This window comes from Micromonospora sp. LHW51205 (genome assembly GCF_003315815.1).
In the GTDB taxonomy this organism is placed as follows: Bacteria; Actinomycetota; Actinomycetes; order Mycobacteriales; family Micromonosporaceae; genus Micromonospora; species Micromonospora chalcea.
This window is the reverse complement of sequence record NZ_QMEZ01000012.1, coordinates 98304-124192: the sequence shown is the minus strand read 5'-3', so window position 1 is coordinate 124192 and position 25889 is coordinate 98304. Positions and strand designations below refer to the sequence as shown.

The 25889-nt window shown below is 73.7% G+C and carries 25 protein-coding genes; 12 read left to right on the top strand and 13 right to left on the bottom strand.

The window, feature by feature from the left end; genetic code table 11:
• The first annotated feature begins 77 nt into the window (after positions 1-77).
• Complete coding sequence (glmM, locus tag DQE82_RS29405; protein WP_030501566.1) at positions 78-1433, top strand: phosphoglucosamine mutase; 1356 nt, start codon at positions 78-80, stop codon at positions 1431-1433.
• Between the two features lie 43 nt (positions 1434-1476).
• On the opposite strand, the gene DQE82_RS29400 is transcribed toward glmM, so the two are convergent.
• Both DQE82_RS29400 and DQE82_RS29395 read right to left on the bottom strand, forming a co-directional pair.
• Complete coding sequence (locus tag DQE82_RS29400; protein ID WP_113974771.1) at positions 1477-2661, bottom strand: pyridoxal phosphate-dependent aminotransferase; 1185 nt, start codon at positions 2659-2661, stop codon at positions 1477-1479.
• A 31-nt stretch (positions 2662-2692) separates the two neighbouring features.
• Positions 2693-3673, bottom strand: coding sequence for an MmpS family transport accessory protein (locus tag DQE82_RS29395; protein WP_113974770.1), 981 nt, complete (start codon positions 3671-3673; stop codon positions 2693-2695).
• Between the two features lie 271 nt (positions 3674-3944).
• Here DQE82_RS29395 and glmS point away from each other — a divergent pair, with 271 nt between their 5' ends.
• The gene (gene glmS, locus DQE82_RS29390) at positions 3945-5858 is read left to right on the top strand and encodes a glutamine--fructose-6-phosphate transaminase (isomerizing) (protein ID WP_064446591.1); all 1914 of its coding nucleotides are present in this window, start codon (positions 3945-3947) and stop codon (positions 5856-5858) included.
• A 119-nt stretch (positions 5859-5977) separates the two neighbouring features.
• On the opposite strand, the gene DQE82_RS29385 is transcribed toward glmS, so the two are convergent.
• Complete coding sequence (locus DQE82_RS29385; RefSeq protein ID WP_113974769.1) at positions 5978-7630, bottom strand: alpha/beta hydrolase; 1653 nt, start codon at positions 7628-7630, stop codon at positions 5978-5980.
• Entirely contained in the window at positions 7627-7926 is a 300-nt protein-coding gene (locus DQE82_RS29380) for a type VII secretion target (protein ID WP_233514819.1), read from the bottom strand. Before DQE82_RS29380 ends, DQE82_RS29385 begins: the two co-directional genes overlap by 4 nt.
• Before the next feature lie 223 nt (positions 7927-8149).
• Between DQE82_RS29380 and DQE82_RS29375 the strand changes: the two genes are divergently transcribed.
• The 4 genes from DQE82_RS29375 (at position 8150) to tsaE (ending at position 12384) form a co-directional block, all read left to right on the top strand.
• Positions 8150-9619, top strand: a complete 1470-nt coding sequence (locus DQE82_RS29375; RefSeq protein ID WP_043328303.1) for an NAD(P)H-hydrate dehydratase — start codon at positions 8150-8152, stop codon at positions 9617-9619.
• Between the two features lie 85 nt (positions 9620-9704).
• The gene (gene alr / locus DQE82_RS29370) at positions 9705-10823 is read left to right on the top strand and encodes an alanine racemase (RefSeq protein WP_043328305.1); all 1119 of its coding nucleotides are present in this window, start codon (positions 9705-9707) and stop codon (positions 10821-10823) included.
• Positions 10820-11905, top strand: coding sequence for an alpha/beta fold hydrolase (locus DQE82_RS29365; protein ID WP_043328307.1), 1086 nt, complete (start codon positions 10820-10822; stop codon positions 11903-11905). The genes alr and DQE82_RS29365 overlap by 4 nt, the downstream gene beginning before the upstream one ends.
• Positions 11902-12384, top strand: a complete 483-nt coding sequence (gene tsaE / locus DQE82_RS29360; protein WP_043328309.1) for a tRNA (adenosine(37)-N6)-threonylcarbamoyltransferase complex ATPase subunit type 1 TsaE — start codon at positions 11902-11904, stop codon at positions 12382-12384. Before DQE82_RS29365 ends, tsaE begins: the two co-directional genes overlap by 4 nt.
• Position 12385: 1 nt before the next feature.
• On the opposite strand, the gene DQE82_RS29355 is transcribed toward tsaE, so the two are convergent.
• On the bottom strand, positions 12386-13756 hold the full coding sequence (locus DQE82_RS29355) for a lipase family protein (protein WP_113974786.1): 1371 nt from the start codon (positions 13754-13756) through the stop codon (positions 12386-12388).
• 181 nt (positions 13757-13937) lie between these two features.
• On the opposite strand from DQE82_RS29355, the gene ung reads away from it, so the two are divergent.
• Positions 13938-14636 (top strand): uracil-DNA glycosylase, encoded by a 699-nt coding sequence (ung, locus tag DQE82_RS29350; protein ID WP_043328313.1) that lies wholly within the window; start codon positions 13938-13940, stop codon positions 14634-14636.
• On the opposite strand, the gene DQE82_RS29345 is transcribed toward ung, so the two are convergent.
• Positions 14625-15350, bottom strand: coding sequence for a helix-turn-helix domain-containing protein (locus DQE82_RS29345; RefSeq protein WP_043328314.1), 726 nt, complete (start codon positions 15348-15350; stop codon positions 14625-14627). The genes ung and DQE82_RS29345 overlap by 12 nt on opposite strands.
• A 171-nt stretch (positions 15351-15521) precedes the next feature.
• Between DQE82_RS29345 and tsaB the strand changes: the two genes are divergently transcribed.
• The 4 genes from tsaB to DQE82_RS29325 are packed head-to-tail and all read left to right on the top strand — an operon-like array spanning position 15522 to position 17962.
• Positions 15522-16199, top strand: a complete 678-nt coding sequence (tsaB, locus tag DQE82_RS29340) for a tRNA (adenosine(37)-N6)-threonylcarbamoyltransferase complex dimerization subunit type 1 TsaB (protein WP_113974768.1) — start codon at positions 15522-15524, stop codon at positions 16197-16199.
• Entirely contained in the window at positions 16196-16639 is a 444-nt protein-coding gene (gene rimI / locus DQE82_RS29335; protein ID WP_069087939.1) for a ribosomal protein S18-alanine N-acetyltransferase, read from the top strand. The genes tsaB and rimI overlap by 4 nt, the downstream gene beginning before the upstream one ends.
• Positions 16640-16644: 5 nt before the next feature.
• Positions 16645-17691 (top strand): tRNA (adenosine(37)-N6)-threonylcarbamoyltransferase complex transferase subunit TsaD, encoded by a 1047-nt coding sequence (gene tsaD, locus DQE82_RS29330; RefSeq protein ID WP_030501550.1) that lies wholly within the window; start codon positions 16645-16647, stop codon positions 17689-17691.
• A 16-nt stretch (positions 17692-17707) separates the two neighbouring features.
• Positions 17708-17962 (top strand): hypothetical protein, encoded by a 255-nt coding sequence (locus DQE82_RS29325; RefSeq protein WP_030501549.1) that lies wholly within the window; start codon positions 17708-17710, stop codon positions 17960-17962.
• A gap of 13 nt (positions 17963-17975) precedes the next feature.
• Here the strand turns inward: DQE82_RS29325 and DQE82_RS29320 are convergent, their stop codons facing one another.
• The 7 genes from DQE82_RS29320 to DQE82_RS29290 all read right to left on the bottom strand — a co-directional run bounded on the left by DQE82_RS29320 (position 17976) and on the right by DQE82_RS29290 (position 25265).
• On the bottom strand, positions 17976-18713 hold the full coding sequence (locus DQE82_RS29320; RefSeq protein WP_043328319.1) for a DUF4142 domain-containing protein: 738 nt from the start codon (positions 18711-18713) through the stop codon (positions 17976-17978).
• 98 nt (positions 18714-18811) lie between these two features.
• The gene (locus DQE82_RS29315) at positions 18812-19987 is read right to left on the bottom strand and encodes an ROK family protein (RefSeq protein ID WP_030501547.1); all 1176 of its coding nucleotides are present in this window, start codon (positions 19985-19987) and stop codon (positions 18812-18814) included.
• A gap of 31 nt (positions 19988-20018) precedes the next feature.
• On the bottom strand, positions 20019-21278 hold the full coding sequence (locus DQE82_RS29310) for a sugar ABC transporter permease (RefSeq protein WP_043328321.1): 1260 nt from the start codon (positions 21276-21278) through the stop codon (positions 20019-20021).
• Positions 21275-22087: an ATP-binding cassette domain-containing protein gene (locus tag DQE82_RS29305; RefSeq protein ID WP_043328323.1), complete on the bottom strand. Its 813-nt coding sequence runs from the start codon at positions 22085-22087 to the stop codon at positions 21275-21277. The genes DQE82_RS29310 and DQE82_RS29305 overlap by 4 nt, the downstream gene beginning before the upstream one ends.
• Positions 22088-22190: 103 nt before the next feature.
• On the bottom strand, positions 22191-23294 hold the full coding sequence (locus tag DQE82_RS29300; RefSeq protein ID WP_043328325.1) for a sugar ABC transporter substrate-binding protein: 1104 nt from the start codon (positions 23292-23294) through the stop codon (positions 22191-22193).
• Between the two features lie 204 nt (positions 23295-23498).
• Positions 23499-23978: a Cys-tRNA(Pro) deacylase gene (ybaK, locus tag DQE82_RS29295; protein ID WP_113974767.1), complete on the bottom strand. Its 480-nt coding sequence runs from the start codon at positions 23976-23978 to the stop codon at positions 23499-23501.
• Positions 23979-24032: 54 nt separating this feature from the next.
• Positions 24033-25265: a methyltransferase domain-containing protein gene (locus DQE82_RS29290; protein WP_113974766.1), complete on the bottom strand. Its 1233-nt coding sequence runs from the start codon at positions 25263-25265 to the stop codon at positions 24033-24035.
• Positions 25266-25522: 257 nt separating this feature from the next.
• Between DQE82_RS29290 and groES the strand changes: the two genes are divergently transcribed.
• Positions 25523-25837 (top strand): co-chaperone GroES, encoded by a 315-nt coding sequence (gene groES, locus DQE82_RS29285; RefSeq protein ID WP_018222648.1) that lies wholly within the window; start codon positions 25523-25525, stop codon positions 25835-25837.
• Positions 25838-25889 lie beyond the last annotated feature (52 nt).

Below are 25889 nucleotides of genomic sequence, written 5' to 3'. Positions count from 1 at the left end.
CGCTTCCCCTTCCCGGGAGGCGGACCGGCCGTTCCGCGTTTCTCTCCTCATCGGCAGTTCCACGGAGGTTGGCGGGTATGGGCCGGTTGTTCGGCACGGACGGCGTACGCGGGCGGGCGAACGCGGATCTCACCCCGGAGTTGGCGCTTGCGGTCGCGGTGGCCGCGGCCCACACGCTGGCCGAGACCGACAAGAGCCATCCGCCGCTCGCGGTGGTCGGCCGGGACACCCGGGCCAGCGGCGAGATGCTGGAGGCGGCGGTGGTCGCCGGGCTCACCAGCGCCGGCGCCAACGTGGTCCGGGTCGGCGTGCTGCCCACCCCGGCCGTGGCGTTCCTCACCGCCGAGGCCAAGGCCGACCTGGGCGTGATGCTGTCCGCCTCGCACAACCCGATGCCGGACAACGGCATCAAGCTCTTCGCCGCCGGCGGGCACAAGCTGCCCGACGAGATCGAGATGCGGATCGAGGAGGCGGTGAAGGCGAACGCCACCACCGCCTGGAAGCGCCCCACCGGCGCCGGCGTCGGCCGCGTGCACGACCTGCTCGACGGCGCCGACCACTACGTGCAGCACCTGGTCGGCACCGTGCCGCACCGCCTCGACGGGATCAAGGTCGTGGTCGACTGCGCCAACGGCGCGGCGGCCGACGTCGCCCCGGTCGCCTACCGCGAGGCCGGCGCCGAGGTCATCGCCATCCACGCCGAGCCGGACGGGCTCAACATCAACGACGAGTGCGGCTCCAACCACATCGACGCGCTGCGCGCCGCAGTGGTCGAGCACGGCGCGCACCTGGGCATCGCCCACGACGGCGACGCCGACCGCTGCGTCGCGGTCACCGCCGACGGCGACGAGGTCGACGGCGACCAGGTCATGGCGATCCTCGCGCTGGCCATGCGGGACGCCGGCGAGCTGACCCAGGACACGCTGGTCGCCACCGTGATGAGCAACCTCGGTCTCCGGCTGGCCATGTCCGAGCACGGCATCCGGCTGGTCGAGACCAAGGTCGGCGACCGGTACGTGCTGGAGGAGCTGCGCGCCTCCGGCCTGGCGCTCGGTGGCGAGCAGAGCGGGCACATCGTGCTGCCCGCGTACGCGACCACCGGCGACGGCGTGCTGACCGGCCTGCACCTGATGGCGCGGATGGCCGCCACCGGCACCTCGCTGGCCGAGCTGGCCGCCGTGGTCACCAAGCTGCCCCAGGTGCTGATCAACGTGCCGGTCGGCGACCGTACCGTCGGTGCCGCCGCACCGGCTGTCCGGGCCGAGGTCGAGCGCGCCGAGGCGGAGCTGGGCGAGACCGGCCGGGTGCTGCTGCGCCCGTCGGGCACCGAGCCGCTGGTGCGGGTCATGGTCGAGGCGGCCACCGAGGACACCGCGCGCGAGGTCGCCGAGCGCATCGCCGAGCAGGTCCGCACCGCCAGCCCGGTCGCCTGAGCCACGCCGCCCGCCCGCTGGGGATCTCCCTCCAGCGGGCGGTTCAGTTTCCGCGCAGACCGCGCAGCCGGGTCACCGCCTCGGCCAGCACCTCCGGCCGCTTGCAGAACGCGAACCGGACCAGCCGGCGGCCGGCCTCCACGTCGTCGTAGAACACCTGCGTGGGCACCGCCACCACGCCGCAGCGCTCCGGCAGCGCCCGGCAGAACTCCACCCCGTCCCGGCCGCCCAGCGGCGTGACGTCGGCGGTGACGAAGTAGGTGCCCTCCGGCGCGAGCACGCCGAACCCGGCGTCGGCCAGCCCGGCGGCGAGCTGGTCCCGCCGGCGTTGCATGTCGTCCCGGAATTCGGTGAAGTAGGCGTCCGGCAACCCGAGCGCCACCGCCACCGCCGGTTGCAGCGGCCCGGCGTTGACGAACGTCAGGAACTGCTTCACCCGCAGCACCGCCGCCACCAGCGGCGCCGGGCCGCTCACCCAGCCGACCTTCCAGCCGGTGCAGGAGAACGTCTTGCCGGCCGACGAGATGCGCAGCGTCCGCTCCCGCATGCCGGGCAGCGTGGCCAGCGGCACGTGCGGCGCGGCGGCGTCGGTGAACACCAGGTGCTCGTACACCTCGTCGGTGACCGCGTACACGTCGTGTTCCCGGCACAGCTCGGCGACCGTCGTCAGCTCGTCGGCGGTGAAGACCTTGCCGGTCGGGTTGTGCGGCGAGTTCAGCAGCACCAGCCGGGTACGCGGCCCGAACGCGGCGCGCAGCTCGCCCGGGTCGAACGCGTACCTGCCGTCGGCGCCGGGCCGCAGCGTCACCGGGCGGCGCACCGCTCCGGCGAGCGCGATCGAGGCGGCGTACGAGTCGTAGTACGGCTCGAAGCAGATCACCTCGTCACCCGGCTCGCACAGCGCGAGGATGCTCGCCGCGATCGCCTCGGTCGCGCCGGCCGTCACGACGATCTCGCCGTCCGGGTCGTACTCCAGGTCCCAGAACCGTCGCTGGTGCTCGGCGACGGCGACGCGCAGCGCGGGGATGCCCGGGCCGGGCGGGTACTGGTTGTGGCCGGTACGCAGCGCCTCGGCGGCGGCGGCGAGCATCTCCGGCGGGCCGTCGGTGTCCGGGAAGCCCTGCCCGAGGTTGACCGCCCCGGTACGCACGGCCAGCGCGGACATCTCGGCGAAGACGGTGGTGCCGAACGGCCGCATCCGGGCCACCAGGGGATCGGTCGTCGTCACGGCTGCGAGCCTACGGCCCGCCACCACGGGCTCACCAGCCGAAGCAGGTCACGCCCCACCTTCCCGACTTCTGGGAGACGACCTTGCCGTCGATGGTTATCCGGCAGGTCAACCCAGCAGCGCTTCCGGGCATGGTGACGATCTGGACCCGCTCACGGTTGTTCGTGGTGAACCTCAGCCGCCAGGACGAGTCCACCAGGTTGAGCTGGTGGAAGTCGCCGTTCGCGTCGTAGTACTGCACCTCCGCGTCGCCCTCGGAGCCGGTCACCTCGTACAGCACTGTGTACTTGCCGGGGCCGCCGGACGGGGTGGTCGCCGGCCTCGCCGGGGGCGCGCTCGGGTCGTCGGTCCAGTCGCCGGGCTCGCCGTAGATCGGCTCCTCGTACCCGGTGCCGGCTGCGGTCCCGTCGTCCATGGTGCTGCCGAGGAAGGCCAGCCCGACGCAGCCGCAGACGATCAGCGCCAGGACGGTGACGATGCCGACCACCACCCCGACCGCCCAACCGCCGCCGCTGCGGCGCGGCGGCATCCCCGGGTACGCGTACGGCGGCGGGTAGGGCCCCGGCGGGTACGCGGTGGGCGGGTACGGCCCGGGCGGATACGTGCCGGGCTGGTAGGCGCCCGGCGGTGGGGACGAGCCAGGGGTGCCCGGCTGCGCCGGCCAGCCCGGTGCTCCCGCCTGGGCCGGCCACTGCGGTGCGTCCGGGTTGGCGGGCCCGCCCGGCGTCCCGGGCTGGCCCTGGTCGCCGGCGCCCGGCGAGTCGGCCGGAGCGGCCCGGCCCGGATCGCCCGCCGGCCGCCCCTCGGCGCCGCCCGCCTGACCGGGGTGACCGGCGCCGGGGGCGCTCCAGGGCGACGGCGACGACGGCGACCAGGGCTCGGGTGGCGTCCACGGCTGCGGAGCGGCCAGCGGGTCCGGCGGGGTCCAGGTGGAGGGCTGCGGGGTCACCGGCGCGGCGGTCGGGTCGACCGGTCCGGAGGTCGGCTCGGGGGAAGGGGTCGTCTCGGACATCGGCTCAGCTCACAGGGGTACGGCGCGGACGCCCGCGGAACGATGGGCCCGGGGGCGGAGCCCGGCCCCAATGTAGGCCGTGGCGCCCACCCGCGTGGACCCGGTCCGCCCGGTGCGCGGCACGTCCCGAACCGGTACGCAAACGGCAGATGAGCCCGGCTGGTGCGTTGTCCGACATAGCAATCCCGGTGTTCGGTTCGCTCAAATTCAGTGATCGTTAACCGGCCTTCCGAGCACGCGCGATGAGCGAAACTCGGTTAGGCTGCGGACCATGTGTGGAATCGTGGGTTACGCCGGTGCCCGCCCGGCGCTCGGCATCGTGCTTGACGGACTGCGGCGGCTCGAATACCGCGGCTACGACTCGGCCGGTGTCGCCGTGGTCTGCGAGGACGAGCTGCTGACCGAGAAGAAGGCCGGCAAGCTCGCGAACCTGGAGAAGGTCCTCTCCGAGCGGGCGGCCGACAACCCCGAGGACTGCGCCGCCAGCCCGATCGGCATCGGCGACGGCACCACCGGCATCGGCCACACCCGCTGGGCCACCCACGGCGGCCCGACCGACCGCAACGCCCACCCGCACCTCTCCCCGGACGGCCGCGTCGCGGTGATCCACAACGGCATCATCGAGAACTTCGCGAAGCTCCGCGCCGAGCTGGAGGACGAGGGCGTCGAGTTCGCCAGCGACACCGACACCGAGTGCGCCGCGCACCTGATCGCCCGCGCGCTGGCCGACCTGCGCGCGGCCGGCGAGACCGACAGCCCGCAGCTCCTCGCCGCCGCCATGCGCGTGGTCTGCGGGCGCCTGGAGGGCGCGTTCACGCTGCTCGCCGTCGACGCCGGCATCCCCGGCGCGGTGGTCGGCGCCCGGCGCAACTCGCCGCTGGTCGTCGGTCGGGGCGACGGCGAGAACTACCTGGCCAGCGACGTCGCCGCGTTCATCGAGCACACCCGGGACGCGGTCGAGCTGGGGCAGGACCAGATCGTCCTGATCACCCCGGACAGCATCGACATCACCGACTTCCACGGTCAGCCGGCCAGCGGCACCGACTTCCACATCGACTGGGACTCGTCGGCCGCCGAAAAGGGCGGCTACGACTGGTTCATGCTCAAGGAGATCGAGGAACAGCCGCAGGCCATCGCCGACACGCTGCTGGGCCGGCTCACCGAGACCGGCGAGATCGCCCTCGACGAGGTCCGCCTCAGCGAGCAGGACCTGCGCGACGTCGACAAGATCTTCATCGTCGCCTGCGGCACCTCCTACCACGCCGGCCTGGTCGCCAAGTACGCCATCGAGCACTGGACCCGAATCCCCTGCGAGGTGGAGCTGGCCAGCGAGTTCCGCTACCGCGACCCGGTGCTGGACCGGTCCACGCTGATCGTGGTGATCTCGCAGTCCGGCGAGACGATGGACACGCTGATGGCGCTGCGCCACGCCAAGGAGCAGAAGGCCCGCGTGCTGGCCATCTGCAACACCAACGGCTCGACCATCCCGCGCGAGTCCGACGCCGTGCTCTACACCCACGGCGGCCCGGAGATCGCCGTCGCCTCCACCAAGGCGTTCCTCACCCAGGTCGTCGCCTGCTACCTGATCGGCCTGCACCTGGCCCAGGTGCGCGGCATCAAGTTCGCCGACGAGGTGGGCGCGGTGGTCGCCCAGCTCCAGGAGATGCCGGGCAAGCTGCGGGAGCTGCTGGACCGGATCGAGCCGGTCCGTGAGCTGGGCCGCGAGCTGAAGTCCGAGCCGACAGTGCTGTTCATCGGCCGGCACGTGGGCTACCCGGTGGCGCTGGAGGGCGCGCTGAAGCTCAAGGAGCTGGCGTACATGCACGCCGAGGGCTTCGCCGCCGGTGAGCTGAAGCACGGCCCGATCTCGCTGATCGACCAGGGCACCCCGGTGATCTGCATCGTGCCGTCGCCGGTCGGCCGGGGCATGTTGCACGACAAGGTCGTCTCCAACATCCAGGAGGTACGCGCCCGGGGCGCCCGCACGATCGTGATCGCGGAGGAGGGCGACCAGGCGGTGGTCCGCTACGCCGACCACCTGATCTACGTGCCGCGTACGCCGACACTGCTGGCGCCGCTGGTGACCACCGTGCCGTTGCAGGTGCTCGCCGCCGAGATCGCCGCCGCCCGCGGGCACGACGTGGACCAGCCCCGGAACCTGGCCAAGTCGGTCACCGTCGAGTAGTCCGCTTTTCGCCAGCGGTCCCTCCACCCGTCGGCCGGGGGGAGGGACCGCGCCGTCTCCGGCCCGCCCCGGGCGGCTCCCGGATCCTTTGGGACGGCCGCCGGACGGCATCGGGCGGCTCATCGGCCCAGCACGATCCGGGCCATCCCGTCCAGCGCCGGGTTGTCCGGGTCCCAGTAGCCGGTGTGACCGTGCGGGGCGCTCGGGAACCGCCGCCCGCCGAAACCCGGCGCGCTCGGGTCGGCGCCGAACCAGAGCCGCTCGGCGTGCGGGTCGAGCACGGCCAGCGCCGGGCCGAGCGGCGTGCCGGCGAGCAGGGCGCGGCGGGCCAGCTCGTCCGGCGGACGCGCCAGCCGGATCACGTCGTCCGGCGCGGTCGACGACCAGACCTGGCCGGCGCGCATCCGCAGCTCGGTGGCGTGGTCGACGCCGACGCCGGGCGAGCCGACGAATACCAGCGCGTCCGCGCTCAGCCCGTGGTCCCGGGCGGCGGTGCCGACCACCAGTGAGCCGTAGCTGTGCCCGAGCACCGTCTGCCGGGCCGGCGAACCCTCGTGTGCGGCGCGTAGCCCTTCCTGGAACCGGTGCAGAGCCGGCCCGGCGTCCTCGGCCTGCCGGGGGCCGGCCGCCTCGGTGAGGAAGTCGGGCGCGTCGTAGTCCAGCCAGAGCACCGCCGCCGCCTCCTCGCCCGGCCCCAGCGCCGCGCACCGCTGCAGCACCCGGGCGGCCCGGCCCAGCTCGTCCGGCGCGTCGGCGAGGTCCGAGGTCATGCCCGGGACGTAGGTCAGCACCGCGGCGGACCGGTCCGGGTTGCCGAGCGCTACCACCGCGCGCCCGTCGCCGCGCGGGTCCAGCCCCAGCAGGTACGCCCGCGGCAGCCCGGGCGCGGCGAGCCGCTCGCTCAGCCGGTTCAGCCCGCGCAGCGCCGCCTCGACGCCGGCGAGCCGGACCCGCCGGGACGCCTCCAACGGTCCGGCCGGCAGCGGCCGCAGCAGCGCGAGCCGCCGGACGAGCAACTGCTCCCGCCGGTCGCCGAGCAGCAGCCGGTTGGCCTGGTCCCGGGCGGCGGCCGGCACGCCGTCGAGGCGGCCGATCCGATCCGGTTCCCGCCCGACCAGCCAGCGCCGCTCGGCCGCGCTCAGACCGGCCCACCAGCGGCTCACCTCGGCCGGCCCGGCGCCGGGGCCCGGCCGCCACGCGGGCGGGACGCTGACCCAGCCGGTCACCGTGGCGGTGGTCAGCTCCGCCAGGCGGCGAGCCGCCTCCCGGTCGGCGGCGCCGGCGAGTGTCAGCGCGCCCCGGATCCCGGCCCGCGCGTCCACCACCGCCGGACCGGCCCGGGACACCGGGCGGGCCGGATCGGGCCGCACCGCGCCGGCACGGTCGACGAGCAGGCCGCCGGACTCGGCGCGGGCCACCTCCGCGCCGAGGCGGGCCTTCGCCGCCCCCAGCCGGGCGCCGAACTCGGCCAGCACCTGGTCGACCTCGAACAGGGCGGGCAGCACGTCGGTGAGGTCGGTGCGCAGGTCCCCGATCCGCTGCTGGGCCGCGACCGAGGCGGCACCCGACCACCCGGGCCGGAGCGTGCCGATCCGGGCGGTCAGCGCGTCGGCGCGACGGCGCACCGGCCCGGCGAGCCCTCGCCAGGCCACCCCGGCCGTGGACCAGGCGCCCGGATCGGCCCGCCAGAGCTGCGCGTACCCGACGTCCGCCGGGCCCTCGCCGGGCCCTCCGGAGCTCGGATCGGGCCGCCCGGGAGCGCCGCCGGTCACCGGAGCACCCCGCTGAGGCGGCGCGCGGCGCGCTCGTCCACCGCCTCGTAGCCGTCCGCCCCGCGGCGCAACGCCCCGGCGGTGTCGGCCACCCGGGCGCCGAGCGCGCCGGACCAGCGCCGTACCGCGGACTCCAGGTCGGCCAGCGCCGCCCCGGCCCGCCAGCCGTCCGGCGCCGCCACCAGCAGCGCCTCCGGCGCCGCCCCCGGCCCGGTGGCCAGCCGGTACGCGTCGTCGGCCAACTCCCGGGCGACCGCGCGCAGCAGCTCCGGGTCGACGTCGAACGGTTTCTCCACCACATGACCTCCCCACGTCGCCCGACGCCACCCACCGGCCCCGGACACCGGGACGCTAGGCCGCCCGGCGACCCGGCCGCCGACCCCTGTGGACAACGGCCGGGGTTTTCCACAGGGCGTTTCCGTCAGCCGGTCCCGGGTTCGTACCGCCGGTAGGGTGAGGCCGTGATCGGGACAGCCGCGGGCGGGCGCTGAGCCGGCGCGACGAACGGGACGGGGTGGCATGAGACCGGTATGGCGCGTCGCGGACGTTCGCGCGGCGGAGGCGGGCCTGATGGCCACCCTTCCGCCCGGGGCGCTGATGCAGCGGGCCGCGGCCGGGCTGGCCCGGCGCTGCGCCCTGCTGCTCGGTGACCGGGGCGGGGTCTACGGCGCCCGGGTGCTGCTGCTGATCGGCTCCGGCGACAACGGCGGTGACGCGCTCTTCGCGGGCGCGCACCTGGCCCGCCGGGGCGCGGCGGTGGCCGCGCTGCTGCTGAGCCCCGGGCGGGCGCACGCGGAAGGGCTGGCGGCCCTGCGTGCCGCCGGCGGGCGCGTCGTCGACCGGCCGCCCGCCGGAGCCGACCTGGTGCTCGACGGGATCGTGGGCATCGGCGGCACCGGTGGGCTGCGGGAGACCGCCGAGCAGTTGGCCGCGAGCCTGACCGGGCAGCGCGGGCGCGACGGTGGGCCCGCCACGGTGGTCGCTGTCGATGTGCCGAGCGGCGTCGCTGTCGACACCGGCCACGTCCCGCTGACCGACGCCGGGCGGCCCCGCGCGGTCCGCGCCGACGTGACGGTGGCGTTCGGCGCGCTCAAACCGGCGCTGGTCGTCGGCCCGGCCGCCGAGCTGGCCGGCGAGGTCGAGCTGGTCGACATCGGGCTGACGCCGTGGCTGCGCGGCACCCCGGCGCTCCAGGTGATCGAGCAGACGGACGTGGTCGGCTGGTGGCCGGAGCTGGGCGCGTCGTCGGAGAAGTACACCAGGGGTGTGGTCGGCGTGGCCACCGGCTCGGCCACCTACCCCGGCGCCGCGGTGCTCTCGGTCGCCGGGGCGCTCGCCGGCCCGACCGGCCTGGTCCGCTACGCCGGGAGCGCCAAGGGCGAGGTGCTGCACCAGCACCCGTCGGTGATCGCCACCGGCCGGGTCGCGGACGCGGGCCGGGTGCAGGCGTGGGTGTGCGGCTCCGGCCTCGGTACGGGCGAGGAGTCCGCCGCCGAGCTGCGCGCGGTGCTTGCCGCGCCGGTGCCGGTGGTGCTCGACGCGGACGCGCTGACGCTGCTCGTCGACGGCAAGCTGGCCGACCGGCTGCGCGGCCGGGACGCGCCGATCGTGGTGACGCCGCACGACCGGGAGTACGCCCGGCTCTGCGGCGAGATGCCGGGGGAGGACCGGGTCGCCGCCGCGCTGCGGCTGGCCGCCTGGATGAACGCGGTGGTGCTGCTCAAGGGTGACCACACGATCATCGGCACGCCCGACGGCCGCGCGTACGTGAACCCGACCGGCACGCCGGTGCTCGCCACCGGTGGCACCGGCGACGTGCTGGCCGGGCTGCTCGGTTCGCTGCTCGCCGCCGGGCTGGCCCCGGAGCGGGCGGCCGCCGCGGCGGCGTACCTGCACGGGCTGGCCGGCCGGGAGGCGGCGCGCGGCGGTCCGGTCACCGCGCCCGACGTGGCGGCGGCGTTGCGTCCGGTACTGGCCCGGCTGGGCTGATCCGGGCGGCGACGCCCGGGTGGCGACGGGCACCGCCCGCACGGCTCAGGGCGCTGATGATCACTGACGGAAGTAGGCTGGGGACATGTGGCAGTCGGAGGTGCGCGTCGACCTGGACGCGATCCGGGAGAACGTGACCCGGCTCAAGGCCGGCACCAGCGCCGAGCTGATGGCGGTGGTCAAGGGCGACGGCTACGGCCACGGCATGGTGCCCGCCGCCCGCGCGGCGCTCGACGCGGGGGCGGACCAGCTCGGCGTCTGCACGCTGGACGAGGCGCTGCGGCTGCGCCAGGACGGCATCACCGCGCCGGTGCTGGCCTGGCTGCTCACACCCGGGCTGCCGCTGCACGACGGGATAACCGTCGGCGTCGACCTCGGCTGCGCCAGCCTCACCCAGCTCGACGAGATGATCGAGGCGAGCCGCCGGGCGGACCGCCCGGCCCGGCTGCACCTCAAGATCGACACCGGGTTGGCGCGGGGCGGCGCCACCGTCGCCGACTGGCCGGCGCTGCTGGAGGCCGCCGCGAAGGCCCAGGCCGACGGCCTGGTCGAGGTGGTCGGCGTGTGGAGCCACTTCGTGTACGCGGACTCGCCCGGCCACCCCACCACCGACCGCCAGCTCGCCGTCTTCCACGAGGGGCTGGAGATGGTGACGCGCGCCGGTCTGCGCCCTCGGTACCGCCACCTGGCCAACTCGGCCGCCACGCTGACCCGGCCGGACACGCACTTCGACCTGGTCCGGCCCGGCATCGCGGTCTACGGTCTGTCGCCGGTCGCGGGCGAGCAGTTCGGCCTGCGCCCGGCGATGACCGCCCGCGCCCGGGTGATGCTGACCAAGCGGGTCGCGGCCGGCACCGGCGTCTCCTACGGGCACACCTACCTCACCGAGCAGGAGACCAACCTGGCGGTGGTGCCGCTCGGCTACGCCGACGGTGTGCCCCGGCACGCCTCCAACACCGGCCCGGTGCACCTCGCCGGCAAGCGCCGGAACATTTCCGGCCGGGTCTGCATGGACCAGTTCGTGGTCGACTGCGGCGACGACGAGGTGGCCGCCGGTGACATGGTGACGCTGTTCGGCGACGGCGCGGACGGCGGGCCCACAGCCGACGACTGGGCCGAGGCAGTCGGCACCATCAACTACGAGATCGTGACCCGTTTCGGCGGCGTGCGCGTGCCCCGGTTCTACGACGGCGAGCGCGCATGAGTCTCCGGTTGCCGCGTCCGCGTACCGCCGCCGGCAAGGTCGCCGGGCTGGTCGGCGCCGCCGTCGGGGTGGCCGCCGCCGGGCTCGCGGCGGGCGTGGTCAGCGAGCGGGTGCTGGTCCGCCGGCTCAAGAACGACCCCACCGACAGGTACGCCGACGAGGTCTTCGGCGAGCAGCGCTACGACCAGGCGTACCGGCTGGAGATGCCGGACGGCACCGACATCCACGTGGAGGTGGTCGAGCCGACCCGCCCGGTCGCCGGGCACCCGACTGTGGTGCTGGTGCACGGGTTCTGCCTGGACATGGGCACGTTCCACTTCCAGCGCAAGCGGCTCGCCGAGCGCGGCGACTACCGGGTGGTCGCGTACGACCAGCCGGGGCACGGCCGTTCCGGCCGGCTGGAGAGCGGCGAGTACGACCTGACCGCGCTGGGCCACACGCTGCGCCGGGTGCTCGACGAGGTGGCCCCGGAGGGCCCGCTGGTGCTGGTCGGGCACTCGATGGGCGGCATGACGATCATGGCGCTGGCCGAGCTGTACCCGGAGATGTTCGGTGACCGCGTGGTCGGCACCGTGTTGATGGCGACCTCGGGCGGTCTGGCGGCGGAGACGAAGCTGGTGGCGCCCGCGCTGCTCGGCCGCGTCGGCTCGCCGGTGCTCTACATGATGAGCAACGCCACCCGGTACGGCGGCACGGTGATCGACCGGGCGCGCCGGTCGACCTCGAACGTGGCCTGGCTGCTCACCCGCAAGTACGGCTTCGGCACCTCGGCGCCGAGCCCGGCCCTGGTGTCGTACGTCGAGATGATGAACTCGCGCACCTCGGCCGACACGGTCACCCGCTACCTGCGGACGATCGCCACCCACTCCCGGTTCCCGGCGCTGGCCGCGCTGGCCGGCACGCCGGTGCTGGTGATCGTGGGGGACAAGGACATGATCACGCCGGTGACACACTCCGAGGAGATCGTCCGGCGGCTGCCGCACGCCGAGTTCGTGAAGATCGACGACAGCGGGCACGTGGTGATGCTGGAGCACGCCGACGAGGTGAACGCGGCGCTGGAGAGGTTCCTGGATTCGCTATGACAGTGGTCGTGGAGCTGAAGACGGTCGACGACACCCACGAGTTCGGGCGGCGGCTGGCCGGTGTGCTGCGCGCGGGTGACCTGCTGCTGCTCAGTGGCCCGCTCGGGGCCGGCAAGACCGCGCTGACCCAGGGCATCGGCGCCGGCCTGGGCGTACGCGGCGACATCACCTCGCCCACCTTCGTCATCGCCCGGGTGCACCGCCCCGACCCGGATCGGGGCGGCCGGGTGACGCTCGTGCACGCCGACGCGTACCGCCTGGGTGAGGCCGCCGACCCGCGGGCGGAGATCGACGACCTCGACCTGGACGCCTCGGTGGACGAGGCGGTGACAGTGGTGGAGTGGGGCGAGGGAATGGTCGAGCAGCTGGTCGACGCGCACCTGCGGGTACGCATCGACCGCCGCGACGACGACACCCGGGCGGTCACGCTGGAACCGGTCGGTGGCGACTGGGCCGCCCGGGTCGCCGAACTGTCCTGAGTCAGGGCTGAAGGGGCATCGTCCAGCAGTTGGAGTAGGCGGTCCGCCCGGCGAGCCGGTCGCTCATCCAGGCCACCGCGTCGCCCTGGTCGGTGATGAGCGGCACCAGGTGGTTGGTGAGGATCTTGTCGCCGAGGTTGGGCAGGCTGATCGCCTGGTAGGTCACGTTGCCGCCCTTGCGGCACCAGTCGACAGCCAGTTGACGGGCCTGCCGGTGGGGCACGATGTCGTCCTGGATGCCTGTTGCCACACGTACCGGGCCGGTGGGCTTGAGCGTGCCGATGCGCTGCCGGTCGAGGACGGCCTGGGCCTCGGGCGAGGCGGCGATGACGGCGGTGAGGGACCGGCCGCCGGTGATCCACTTGCTGCTCCTGGTGAACGCGTACCGGAGGATCGCGTCGCCGACGCACATGGTCGAGGTGTCCTTCAGCGCCGCCCGGCCGGTGTCGTTGACGGCGGCCTCGATGACGTCACGCAGCGCCGGGTCGGACTGGGCGAAGCCGTTCAGCGACCATCCCAGCGCCCCCACCAGCGCGCTGCCGTCGATGCCGCCGATGACCGCGGTGAGGTCGGCGGGCGGCGCGCCGACGTAGGTGCCGGCGAGCGGCACGTCGGGCGCGTAGGTGGAGTGGAGTTCGGCGGCCGCGGCGCTGGCGCCCCCGCCCTGGCTGTAGCCGTAGAGACCGACGCGGGACTGGGCGGTGACCGATGCTCCGGGTACGGCGCGGGCGGCGCGGGCCGCGTCGAGCAGGGCGTGGCCGCCGTCGAGGCGGTTGACGTAGGTGTGCAGCCGGTCGGTCGTGCCCAGACCGACGTAGTCGGTGACGACGACGGCCGCGCCGGTGGCGAGGAGGCGATAGATCGCCAGGGCCTCGTAGCCGACGGACAGGGTGTCGCCGGTGAGCGTGAGCGGGTGTTGCAGCGAGAACGACGGCGCGCACTGGTCGCCCTGCCCCATGGTTCCGGAGGCGACGGCGACCAGCGGGCGCGGGCCGGCGCCCCGCCACGCCGCCGACGGTTCGATGTAGGCGCCGGTCACCGCGACGGGCCGTCCGTTGGAGTCGGTTGACCGGTACATCAGCCGGGTGGCGGTGCCGGGCATCGGGCGGCCGTCGAGCCCGGGGATGCTCAGGCCGAGCGGCAGGGGTTCGGTGCGGATCAGCGTGCCGTTGGTGGCGGGCAGGTCGGCGGGCGGGTGGTAGAAGGCGGGGATGGTCACGCCGCGGGAGACCACGGGCGTGGCGTCGTCGGCGGCTGCGGCTGCGCCGGATCCGGCCAGGTAGGTGGCTGCCGCCGCGGCGACGGCGAGGATCCGGAGGCCGATCGCGCGGCGGGCGGAGGGCGTGCGGGGACGGGTGTTCCTGCTGCTCACGGGCACTCCTAGCGAGCATCGATGGTGGTGGATGCAAGCTAGCAGTGGTGGTGTGGCGTAAGTAACTTGCCAGTAGGTTACGCTCCGGTAACTTTTCTCGTCCAGTACCCGGCCCGGCCGCTGCCCGGGAGTGTCGGTCGCGGCTGGTAGGAAGATGGCGACCGACTAGGAGAGGTTGCCGATGCCCGACGCCCCCACCCTGGACCTGCCGGCGCTGTTGCCGGAGGCCTGGCGTGCCGTGCTCACCCCCCACCTCGACCCGGCCCGCACCGCCGCGCTGGCCGAGTTCGTCACCCGGGAGTACGCGACCGCCACGGTCTTCCCGCCGCTGGAGGACCTGTTCTCCGCCTACCGGCACTGCGCGCCGGCCGACACGAGGGTGCTCATCCTCGGCCAGGACCCGTACCACAAGGCGGGCCAGGCGCACGGGCTGAGCTTCAGCGTGCGCGAGGGGGTGGCGGTGCCGCCGTCGCTGCGCAACGTCTTCAAGGAGCTGAGCGAGGACCTGGGCGTGCCCAAGCCGCGCAGCGGAAACCTCGACGGCTGGGCCGCGCAGGGCGTGCTGCTGCTCAACTCGGTGCTGACGGTCCGGCAGGCCACCCCCGGCTCGCACGCGAACAAGGGCTGGGAGGAGTTCACCGACGCCACGATCCGGGCGCTGGACGCGCTCGACCAGCGCGTGGTCTTCCTGCTCTGGGGCGGCTACGCCCGCAAGAAGGCGGCGCTGGTGACCAACCCGCGGCACGTGGTGCTGGAGGCCGGGCACCCGAGCCCGATGAACCCGCGCGGCTTCCTCGGCAGCCGTCCGTTCAGCGCGGCAAACAAGGCGCTCGCCGACGCGGGGCTGCCCACCGTCGACTGGGAACGCTCAGCCGGCTGACCCGTCCGGCGCCTCGCCCGCCGCGGCGAGGCGCCGGCGGTACCGGGACAGCAGTTCGGCCGTACGCTTGTCGGTCACCTCCACCTCGATCAGCGGCTCCACCGGGTACGTACGTTCACCGAGGCGGACCTCGATGGGCTCGGGCAGTTCGTCGCACATCCGGGCCCGCAGCTCGCCGAACCGGGTCCGCCAGCGGTGCTCGCCCGGTTCCTCGGGCTCCGGGTGGCCCCCGCCCCACTCCTGCCATCGGGCATCCCAGCGCTGCGCGCGGCCCCGCTCCAGGAACGCGGTGAACCGCGGGGAGTCCCGCCACCGCACCGCGATCTCGACCGCGTCCACCGGCAGCGGCGCGCCCTGCAACAGGGCCGCCGTGCCGCCCGCCAGCACGTACGGCAGGTCGCCCAGCGCGTCCATGATCGGGTCGAGCCGGAGATGATCGATCCGCTCGGTCAGCGCGGTCCCGGCCATTTCGTCAAGCGCCGCGTCCAGGTGACTGTCCAGCGGCTCGACCTCGATCCGCAGTTGCCGATCCAGCGCGGCGAGCAGACGTTCCGCGGTGGTCAGGCTGGGCAGCCGGTCGCCGCGCTCGATCCGGGCGACGGCGGCCTGGCTGATCCCGACCCGCGCGGCCAGGGCCTGCTGGGTGAGTCCGGCCAGTTCCCGTTCGTGGCGCAGGGCGCGGGCGATCTCCTGGGCCAGGCGACTCTCCGTCATCTCCGGAGGATGGCAACTCGCCGTCGAGCGATATACCTGTGAGTCATATTTATGACCGAGAGGTATATGACTCCCAGGTCACCTCTTCCGGCGGGACACTACGCACCGTGACCGGGTCGGCGGCGAGGGCGTGCCGAGGGCGGACGGGGCGGACGGCTAGGCTGGCTTACCGTGCTCGTACTCGTGGTGGACTCCTCGACGCCCGCGGTGACCGCGGCGCTGGCCGAGGTCTCGGCGGACGGCGTCGCGGTTCGCGCGTCCCGGTGCACCGTCGATGCCCGCGCCCACGGCGAGCTGCTCGCGCCGCAGGTCGACGCCGTGCTGGCGGACGTCGGCGCGCGGCCCGCCGACCTGGCCGCGATCGTCGCCGGCCTCGGCCCGGGCCCGTTCACCGGGCTGCGCGTCGGGCTGGTCACCGCCGCCACCATGGGTCAGGTGCTCGGCGTCCCCACGTACGGTGTCTGCTCGCTGGACGGGCTCGGCCACCCGGCGGCCGCCGGCGAGCCGGTGCTGGCGGCGAGCGACGCGCGGCGGCGGGAGATCTACTGGGCCGTCTACGACGGCGCCGGTCAGCGCCTCGTCGGGCCGGAGGTCGCCGCCCCGGCGGTCGTCGCGCAGCGGGCGCGCGACCTGGCGGTCAGCGTCGCGGTCGGCGACGGCGCGCACCGGTACGCGGACGTGCTCGGCCTGCCGGTGCGGGACGAGCCGCGCTACCCGGACCCGCTGGCGCTGGCCGGTCTCGCCGCGCCGCGGATCCGCGCGGGCGCGCCCGGTGAGACGCTCACCCCGCTCTACCTGCGCCGCCCGGACGCGGTCGCCGCCACCGGCCACAAGCCGGTCCTGCCATGAGGCTGGGCCGGTTCCGCTGGTGGCACGTCGAGGAGGTGCTGCCCATCGAGGCGGACCTGTTCGGCGCCGAGCAGTGGTCGGCGGCGATGTTCTGGAACGAACTCGCCAACGGCCACTTCTATCTCGCCGCCACCGACGACGACGGCACCGTGCTCGGCTACGCCGGGTTGGCCGTCTACCCGCCCGACGAGGCGTGGGTGCAGAACGTCGCGGTCCGCCGGGACGCGCAGCGGCGGGGCATCGGCCGGCTGCTGCTGGAGGCGCTGCTCGCCGAGACGGCCCGGCGCGGCGTCCGCAGCACGCTGCTGGAGGTCGCCGCGGACAACGCCCCGGCGCAGCGGCTCTACGCCGGCTACGGCTTCGAGCCGATCGGCGTACGGCGCGGCTACTACCAACCGAGCAACACCGACGCGCTGGTCATGCAGCGCAACGAGGACTGACGCGCATGGCTGACGAACCACTGATCCTCGGCATCGAGACCTCCTGCGACGAGACCGGCGTGGGCATCGTGCGCGGGCACACGCTGCTCGCCGACGCGCTCGCCTCCAGCGTCGAGGAGCACGCCCGGTTCGGCGGCGTGGTGCCCGAGGTGGCCAGCCGCGCCCACCTGGAGGCGATCGTGCCGACCATGGACCGGGCGCTGCGCGAGGCAGGCGTCACCATCGCCGACATCGACGCCATCGCCGTGACCTCCGGGCCGGGCCTGGCCGGCGCCCTGCTCGTCGGGGTCGCCGCCGCCAAGGGGTACGCGGTCGCGGCGGAAAAGCCGGTGTACGGGGTGAACCACCTCGCCGCGCACGTCGCTGTGGACACGCTCGAACACGGCCCGCTGCCCGAGCCCGCCATCGCGCTGCTGGTCTCCGGCGGCCACTCCTCGCTGCTGCGCGTCGACGACCTGGCCCGCGACGTCGTACCGCTCGGCGCCACCATCGACGACGCGGCCGGCGAGGCGTTCGACAAGGTGGCCCGGCTGCTCGGGCTGCCGTTCCCGGGCGGACCGTACATCGACCGCGAAGCGCGTGCCGGTGACCCGGCGGCGATCGCCTTCCCGCGCGGGCTGACCGCCGCGAAGGACCTGGTCGGACACCGGTTCGACTTCTCCTTCTCCGGCCTGAAGACGGCGGTGGCCCGCTGGGTGGAGGCGCGGCAGCGGGCCGGTGAGCCGGTCCCGGTCGCCGACGTGGCGGCGTCCTTCCAGGAGGCGGTCTGCGACGTGCTGGTCGGCAAGGCGATCGACGCCTGCCGCACCAGCGGCATCGACACGCTGGTGATCGGCGGCGGAGTGGCAGCCAACTCCCGCCTGCGGGCGATGGCCGAGCAGCGGGCCGGCAAGTACGGCATCCGGGTGCGTACGCCCCGGCCGAAGCTCTGCACGGACAACGGCGCGATGGTGGCCGCGCTCGGCTCGCACCTGGTCGCCGCGGGCGTCGCGCCGAGCCGGCTGGACCTGCCGGCCGACTCGGCGATGCCGCTGACAGTGGTCAGTGTGTGAGCGGGGAGGAACCGACATGATCGTCCGGATGTGGGAGGCCAAGGCCGAGTCGTACGGCTTCGCCGACCTGATCACCTGGGTCTGCGAGACCGCGCTGCCCGAGTTCGAGCACGACCCGATGCACGTCTCCAGCGAGGTGTTCTCCTCCACCGACCACCGGCTCGTGGTCATCTCCAAGTGGCGGAACAACCCCCGGGAACTGCCCGAGCCACCGGCGCGCCTGATCGCCCGCCCGCCGCACAGCTGGGACTTCGCCCAGGTCGACCGCTGACGCCGCCGCCCCGCTAGGAGCGGCGAGTCAGCCGCCAGGTCGCGTACCCGCCGGTGCCGAGCGCGATCAGGAAGACCGCCCACACCAGGCCGGTGCCGACCTGGAGCCCACCGCCGCTGCCCACGTTGGCCTGGGCGGCGGCGACGAGCGAGTCGCTCTGCGCGGGCGGCAGCGCGGCCGGCGGCAACTGCTGCCAGCGCACCAGCCCGGTGCTCTCCAGCATGGTCATGTGGTCGTTGACGAACTTGTTGGCGTCCTCGGCCAGCTTCCGCACGATCGGGTCGCGGGTGCTGGCCCGGACCGCGCCGATCACCGGAAAGATCTTGCCGTGGGCGACCCGCAGCCGGGTGACGAAGATCTGGTCGAACCGGGCGCCGGTGGCGTTCCGCATCTCGGTCAGCCACCCCTGCTGCTCTGCCGTCGGATCCGTCGGCAGGGTGGCGCCGAGCTTGTTGGCCGCCTCGACCACCAGCTGGTCCAGCTCCGCGTGCTGCTTGGCGATCTCCGCGCCGACCTCGCGTACCCGGGCGGACTGGCCCTTCTCGGCCGCCATCTGCCCGGCCGGCATCTCCCACAGCCCGGCCAGCCGTACGCCGTTGAGCAGCGTCATGTCGGCGGCGTTCATCTGCACGCCGGGGTTGGGCGCGGCCTGCGCCGTCCCGGGAACGACGCCGATCCCCGCGCCCAGCGCGGCGAGCAGCAGTACCACCCGGTGCGCCAGCTTGCGGCGTGCGGATTCCAGCGATGCCATGGTTGCGGTGCCTCCTCGGTCCGGACCGGTACGCGGGGTCGTGGACGGCCGCGCAAGCCGGCCGCCCGTCCGCACACTGGTACGGATCACCGGGCCGATCAGTTCAGCGGATCGGCGAGGAGTCGTTCGAACGCCAGCTCGGCGGCGCCGATCAGCGCCGCGTCGTCGCCCAGCTTCGGGGTACGCAGCCGCACGTGCTCCAGGCACGCGGGCAGCCCGTTGGAGTTGAGCCGGCTGCGCACCTGCGCGGCGGAGGCCAGGTAGAGGTCACGCATGGTGCCGCCGAAGATGACCATCTCCGGGTTGAAGATGTTCACCAGGTTCGCGACGCCGAAGCCGAGCCAGTCGCCGGCCTGCCGTACCGCGGTCTGCGCGCGGGCGTCGCCCCGGTCGGCGGCGTCGAAGACCGCCAGCAGCGCGTCCCGGCCGCGCGCCTCGGACCGGCCGGCGGCGCGCAGCAGCCCGTGCTCGCCGATCTCGGTCTCCCAGCAGCCGCGCCGGCCGCAGTCGCAGCGCACCCCGTCGCGGACCACCACCATGTGGCCCACCTCGCCGCCGTAGCCGCCGTGCCCCCTCAGCCGCCGCCCTCCCGCGATGATGCCCGCGCCCACACCGACGTCGCCGTAGATGTAGATGACGTTGTCGCAGCCGACCGCCGCGCCCCGGGCGTGCTCGGCGTACGCGGCCACGTCGGCCACGTTGCCCACCGTGATCGGTACGTCTATCCCCAGCTCGACGGCGAGCGCCGCACCGATCGGCTCGTCCACCCAGCCGGTGGTGGGGCTGAGCCGAACCAGCCCGTCCTCGCGGCGGACCATGCCGCACACCGCCACGCCGGCGCCGACGCAGATCGCGTCCGGCGGCACCGACTGGTGCATCTCCTTGACCGCGCCGGCGAGCAGCGGGGCGGCCTCCCCGGCGACCAGGTTGCGCGGCCGGTCCATCTCCCGGCGGTCGAGCACCTCACCGCCGAGTCCGACCCGCGCGGCCCGCAGCCGGTCCACCTCGACGCTGTACGCGTAGGCGTAGACCCGCCCCGACTCGGGCCGGACGACGAGTGACGGTCGTCCGGCCCGGCCGGTCTCCTTCGGCGTCCCCTCGCTGACCAGACCGGCGCCGGCCAGGTCCGCGGTCAGCGCGCCGATGGTGCTGCGGTTGAGTCCGAGCGCGGTGGTCAGCTCGGCGCGGGTGGTGGCCCCGTGGACGTGCACGTATCGGAGCAATGCGCCCAGGTTCTGCCGACGGATCTCGTCCTGACTGGGGCCCGCGCGCATTGCCACTGCCATGGTGTTTCCGTACCCCTGCTCAGCGGTTGCCGGTCGCGGCGGCCCGCCGACGCGAGAGCGCGTCGATGGTCGCCGCGGCGAGCAGCACCACGCCGGTGACCACGTACTTGACGCCCGAGCTGTATCCCATCAGTCCCATACCGTTGTCGATGACCGCGACCACCGCGCCTCCGAGCACGGCGTCGAGGACCCGGCCCTTGCCGCCGAAGAGGCTGGTGCCGCCGATCACCGCCGCGCCGACGGCGTAGAGCAGTACGTTACTGCCCCCGGTGTTGGGGTCGACCGAGTTGCCCCTGCTGGCGGCCACGATGCCACCGATGGCGGCCATCGAGGAGCAGATGACGAAGACGGAGATACGGATCCGGTCGACGTTGATGCCGGCCCGGCGGGCCGCTTCGGCGTTGCCGCCGACCGCGTAGATGTGCCGCCCGTAGCTGGTGCGCTGGAGCACGAACGTCCAGACGATCAGCAGCACCGCGATGATCGGCACCACGATCGGCACGCCCTTGAGCGAGGTGATCAGCACGTTGCGGCTGCGCTCCAGGTTGAGCACGTAGACCGCCACGCCGAGGATCACGGCCAGGCCGGCGATCCGCGCGCCGACCACCGTGAGCGGGTCGGTGAGCAGTCCACGGGCGGCCCGGTTGCGGTACCGGAGCAACTGCACTGCCGCGTACCCGGCGACGGCCACCGCGGCGAGCGCCCAGCCCAGCGCCGGGGAGAGGTTGCGGTTGGCGATCGCGACGAGCACGTCGTCGCGGATCGCGATGTTGGCGCCCTCGTCCATCAGCGTCAGCACGACACCCTGGAAGGCGAGGAACCCGGCGAGCGTCACCACGAAGGACGGGATGCCGACCTTGGCGACCAGCAGGCCCAGCACGGTGCCGATCACCAGACCGGTGACGACGGCGGCGAGCACCGCCACGTACCAGGGGTAGCCGAGCACGGTGACCACGTTGGCCAGGATCGCGGCGCAGACGCCGCTGGCGAAGCCGGCGGAGAGGTCGATCTCGCCGAGCAGCAGGACGAAGACCAGGCCCATGGCGATGAGCGTGACCGCCGCGCCCTGGGTGAACAGGTTCGCCAGGTTGCCGGCGGTGAAGAACGACGGGCGGGCGATCGAGAAGCCCACCGCCAGCGCCACGAGCATGACCACCGCGGGGAGCGCGCCGATGTCGCCGCCGCGTACCCGGCGCCAGTAGTTGTTCACGTGGCTGTTCAGGGTCGGTGTCGGCGCGACGCCGGCCGGGCCTTCCTTCTTCACGACGATGGCGGTCATCGGATGGCTCCTGGGGTGGTGTCGGCGGGCGCGGCGCCGTTGCCGCCCGGCTCGCCGGTGAGGCCGAGGCCGCCGGATCGGCCGGCGGTGATCAGCTCGACCACCTGCGAGTGGGTGATGTCGGTGGTCTTCACCTGGGCGACCATCTGGCCGAGGTAGAGCGCGGCGATCCGGTCGGAGACGGCGAAGACGTCGTTCATGTTGTGCGAGATGAGCACCACGGCCAGGCCGTTGTCGGCCAGCCGGCGCACCAGCTCCAGCACCTGGGCGGTCTGCGCGACGCCGAGCGCGGCGGTCGGCTCGTCCAGGATGACCAGCCGGCTGTTCCAGAGCACGGCCTTGGCGATGGCGACGGTCTGCCGCTGGCCGCCGGAGAGGCTGGCCACGTGCTGGCGCAGCGACTTCACGGTGCGCACGCTCAGGCCGGCGAGCGTCTCGGCGGCCATCTGCTCCATGGTCGGCTCGTCGAGCACGATGCCGCTGCGCTTCTCCCGGCCGAGGAACATGTTCTGCACGATGTCGAGGTTGTCGCAGAGCGCGAGATCCTGGTAGACGACCTCGATCCCGAGCGCGGCGGCGTCCCGGGGGCTGTTGATGGTCACCGGCCGGCCGTCAAAGAGGAACTCGCCGGCGTCGGTGGGGTGGATGCCGCTGATGCACTTGACCAGGGTCGACTTGCCGGCGCCGTTGTCACCGACGAGCGCGGTCACCTCGCCGGGGTGCGCGGCGAAGGCGACGTCGCGCAGCACCTGGACGGGACCGAAGCTCTTGTCGATCCCGCGTAGCTCCAGCAGGGGGGTTGCGGACACGGGGTTCTCCTTTGGGCGGAGGGAGGTCTCGGATCCCGTCCGGCGCGGGCGCCGCCCGGCACGGGAGAACCCGTGCCGGGCGGCGCCGCCTGAGGCGGGTGGGTCAGCTCACGCCGGCGTCGGTGCAGAGCTTCGCGAAGGCACCGGTGCAGAGTTCTTCCTTGGTGACGTAGCCGTCGGCCACGACGTCCTTGACGTTGTCCTTGAAGATGGCCTTGGGCTCCAGCAGCACGGCCGGCACGTCCCGGTTGCCCTCCGGGTCCTTGACCGTCTGGCCGGTGTCCTTCCGCTCACCCTTGGCGAGCGCGATGGCCAGCTCGGCGGCGGCGTCCGCCTCCTTCTTGACCGCCTTGTAGACGGTCATGCACTGGTCACCGGCGAGGATGTTCTGCAGGCCCTCCTTGGTGGCGTCCTGACCGGTCACCGGGACCTTGCCGTTGAGCTTGTTCTTCTTCAGCACCGAGATGGCCGCGTTGCCGAGACCGTCGTTGGCGGCGAGCACGCCGTCGATCTTGCCGCCGGCCTTGGTCATCTGCTGCTCGAAGATCGTGGCGGCCTGCGCGTTGTCCCAGGCCGGCACCGGGTCGTCGGCGACCTTGGTGTACTCCTTCGAGTCGAACTTCGGCTTGAGCACCGAGTCGTACCCGTTCTTGAACAGGGTGGCGTTGTTGTCGGTCGGCGAGCCGTTGAGGTACGCGATCGACGGGTTCTTGACGCCCTTGTCGGTCAGGCACTTGCTCAGGCCCTCGCCCTGGAGCTTGCCGACGGCCTCGTTGTCGAAGCTGACGTAGTACTGGGCGGAGCCGCCCAGGGTCAGCCGGTCGTAGTCGATGGTCGCGACGCCCTGCGACTTGGCCTTGTCGAGCACGGCCTTGCCGGTGCCGGAGTCCAGGTTGACGATCATCAGGACGTTGACGCCGCTGGTGATCATCTGGTCGGCGATGGTCTGGAACGCGGTCTTGTCGTTCTGCGCGTTCTGGATGTCGGAGTCGACGCCGGCCGCGTCGAACGCCGCCTTGAGGTACTTGCGGTCCGCGCCCTCCCAGCGGGCGGAGGACTTGCTGTCCGGCAGGATCACGCCGATCTTCGGCTTCTTGGCGTTGGAGCCGCCGGCCTCGTCGGAAGAACCGCCGTTGTCACCGCAGGCGGCCATGCTGCCGGTCGCGAGGAGACCGACGGCCGCGAAGGTGAGGAAGCCCTTGCGCATGTGCAGGGTCCTTTCGGAGGTGGGGGAGTGGTGATGTTTTGTTGTGTCCGGCAACGTATTCCCCGCCTCCCATGCGCCGCAAGACTGCCGAGGTCAGAAGTTTGTTGGCGGCGGTAACAATTCAGCAACGCGGTTGTCACCCGCGGGACGCCGCCGGGAGAGCGCGCTCCGGGAACGCTCCCACACGTACCGTCACGAGCCCGCTCAGGTGGCGGCGATCGATGCCGTGGCCGCCCCGGTGAGCGCCACCAGATCCGTCGGCGTGAGCTGCACCTGCAATCCCCGGCGGCCCGCCGACACGTACATGGTCGGGTGCGCCAGCGCCGAGGAGTCGACGACTGTCGGTAGCCGCTTACGTTGGCCGAGCGGACTGATGCCGCCCCGCACGTACCCGGTCGCCCGCTCGGCCACCGCCCGGTCCGCCATCACCGCGCGCTTGCCGCCCACCGCGGCGGCCAGCGCCTTCAGGTCCAGCTCGCCGGTCACCGGCACCACCGCCACGGTCAGCCCGCCGTCGACCTCGGTGACCAGCGACTTGAACACCCGGTCCGGCGCCACCCCGAGCGCCGCGGCCACGAGCGCGCCGTAGTTCGGCGCGTCCGGCGAGACGTCGTACGGGTGGATGCTGTGGGCGATCTTCCGCTTGCTCAGCAACGCGATCGCCGGAGTGCCAGGGCCCGCCACGGGCTCAAGCTAACCCGCGCGCCGCGACACCGCGAGCTGGAAACGTGAGCCGGGTCAGCCGCCGACCGGAACCGGCCGGCACACGAGCACCGTGGGGTCGCCCGCCACCCGGGTCAGCACCAGGTCGGCCGCCGCCTCGCCGGACAGCCGCAGGTCACGGCGCAGCTTCTCCGGCTCCAGCGCCGACCCGCGCTTGCGGATCTCCACCCGGCCGACCCGGCGTTCCCGCAGCAGGGCGCGCAGCCGCTTCAGCGAGAACGGCAGCACGTCGGTGATCTCCAGGCAGCGGGCGAACGGGGTGGGCCGGGGCTCGTCGGCGTACAGGTAGGCGATCGACGGGTCGGCGAGCGTGGCGTCGAGGTCGGCAGCGAGCTCGGCGACCAGGTGCGCGCGGACGACCGCCGGGTCCGGGTCGTAGAGGAACCGCCGGACCGGCCCCACCGGCGCTTCCTGCGCGCCCGTGCCGGTGAGGTGATAGGAAGGGACCCTTTTACTACCGGAGGCGTTAAGAAGGGGCCCCTCCTTCTCGCGCAGCAGGGTGGCGCGGCGGGGGACCTCGGCCAGCTCGCCGCACCAGAGCGCGGCCTCGACCAGGTCGCCGTCCACGCTCACCCACTCCGCCTCGGCGCCCGCCGGGATCAGCGTGTGGTCCAGCCCCGGCGCGACCTTCACCACTGTGCGCGGCACCCGCGCGGCGAGACCGGTGACGAAGTCCCACGGCGGGGAGTAGGAGTTCGGGTCGAAGACGCGCCGCCCGGTGCCGGCCCGCCGCCGCGCCGGATCGCAGAACGCGCCGTCGACGCGGCTCACGTCGAACTCCGTGGCGTCGCCGCACTCGACTGTCACCAGATCGGCGAGCCCGGCCGCCTCGGCGTTCGCGGCGGCCATCGCGGCGGTCAGCGGGTCGGCCTCCACCGCGTACACCCGGATGCCGGCGCGGGCAGCGGCGAGCGCGTCGGCGCCCAGGCCGCAACCCAGGTCGGCCAGCGTGGTCACGCCCGCGGCGCGCAGCCGTGCGGCCCGGCGGCCGGCGACCACCCCGCGGGTGGCCTGCTCCAGCCCGGGCCGGGTGAGGAACATCCCGGCCGCCGCCGCGCCGAACTTGCCTGCTGCCCGGCGGCGCAGCTCGGCCTGGGTCAGCGCGGCGGCGGCGAGGTCGCCCGGAATCCCGGCCGAGCGCAGCGCGGCCGCCGCCGCCAGCGGGTCGCCGCCGGCCACCCGCCCGGCCGCGGCGAGCGCCGCCGACCCCTCGGGGGTACGCAGCACGGCGAGCAGGTCGAGATCCACGCGCCCATTCTCCCGGGCCGGTTCCGGCGCGACACAAAGGGCGACGCGCGTTGGCACTCTCCTTGACGGAGTGCTAGCCGAGGAATAACCTGCGATTAGCACTCTCACCCTGAGGGTGCCAACGCCCGAGCCTCGTGCCCGGGGGTTGAGCGCCAGGCGGACCGGCACCCGCGACGACGGCCCCGCCCGGTGGCATGTGGCAGATTGACGCTGGTCGGCACGCCCGGCCGGCAACGACACCAAGTACCCGGGAGGGTATGCCCGTGACTACCGCGACCAAGGTTGCGATCAAGCCGCTCGAGGACCGCATCGTGGTCCAGGCGAACGAGGCCGAGACCACCACCGCCTCGGGCATCGTGATCCCCGACACCGCCAAGGAGAAGCCGCAGGAGGGCACCGTCCTCGCTGTCGGCCCGGGCCGGATCGACGACAAGGGCAACCGCGTGCCGATCGACGTGAAGGTCGGCGACACCGTCCTCTACTCGAAGTACGGCGGCACCGAGGTCAAGTACGCCGGCGAGGAGTACCTGGTGCTCTCCGCCCGCGACGTCCTCGCGGTCATCGAGAAGTAAGCAACCGATCAGTGTCGTTGCCCCGGTCCGGCTCGCCGGGCCGGGGCAACGT

Coding starts and splice junctions, on each gene's coding strand:
- glmM (WP_030501566.1), top strand. CDS start 78: ATGGGCCGGTTGTTCGGCACGGACGGCGTACGCGGGCGGGCGAACGCG.
- DQE82_RS29395 (WP_113974770.1), bottom strand. CDS start 3,673: ATGTCCGAGACGACCCCTTCCCCCGAGCCGACCTCCGGACCGGTCGAC.
- glmS (WP_064446591.1), top strand. CDS start 3,945: ATGTGTGGAATCGTGGGTTACGCCGGTGCCCGCCCGGCGCTCGGCATC.
- DQE82_RS29375 (WP_043328303.1), top strand. CDS start 8,150: ATGAGACCGGTATGGCGCGTCGCGGACGTTCGCGCGGCGGAGGCGGGC.
- alr (WP_043328305.1), top strand. CDS start 9,705: ATGTGGCAGTCGGAGGTGCGCGTCGACCTGGACGCGATCCGGGAGAAC.
- DQE82_RS29365 (WP_043328307.1), top strand. CDS start 10,820: ATGAGTCTCCGGTTGCCGCGTCCGCGTACCGCCGCCGGCAAGGTCGCC.
- tsaE (WP_043328309.1), top strand. CDS start 11,902: ATGACAGTGGTCGTGGAGCTGAAGACGGTCGACGACACCCACGAGTTC.
- ung (WP_043328313.1), top strand. CDS start 13,938: ATGCCCGACGCCCCCACCCTGGACCTGCCGGCGCTGTTGCCGGAGGCC.
- DQE82_RS29345 (WP_043328314.1), bottom strand. CDS start 15,350: ATGACGGAGAGTCGCCTGGCCCAGGAGATCGCCCGCGCCCTGCGCCAC.
- rimI (WP_069087939.1), top strand. CDS start 16,196: ATGAGGCTGGGCCGGTTCCGCTGGTGGCACGTCGAGGAGGTGCTGCCC.
- tsaD (WP_030501550.1), top strand. CDS start 16,645: ATGGCTGACGAACCACTGATCCTCGGCATCGAGACCTCCTGCGACGAG.
- DQE82_RS29325 (WP_030501549.1), top strand. CDS start 17,708: ATGATCGTCCGGATGTGGGAGGCCAAGGCCGAGTCGTACGGCTTCGCC.
- DQE82_RS29320 (WP_043328319.1), bottom strand. CDS start 18,713: ATGGCATCGCTGGAATCCGCACGCCGCAAGCTGGCGCACCGGGTGGTA.
- DQE82_RS29315 (WP_030501547.1), bottom strand. CDS start 19,987: ATGCGCGCGGGCCCCAGTCAGGACGAGATCCGTCGGCAGAACCTGGGC.
- DQE82_RS29310 (WP_043328321.1), bottom strand. CDS start 21,278: ATGACCGCCATCGTCGTGAAGAAGGAAGGCCCGGCCGGCGTCGCGCCG.
- DQE82_RS29300 (WP_043328325.1), bottom strand. CDS start 23,294: ATGCGCAAGGGCTTCCTCACCTTCGCGGCCGTCGGTCTCCTCGCGACC.
- groES (WP_018222648.1), top strand. CDS start 25,523: ATGCCCGTGACTACCGCGACCAAGGTTGCGATCAAGCCGCTCGAGGAC.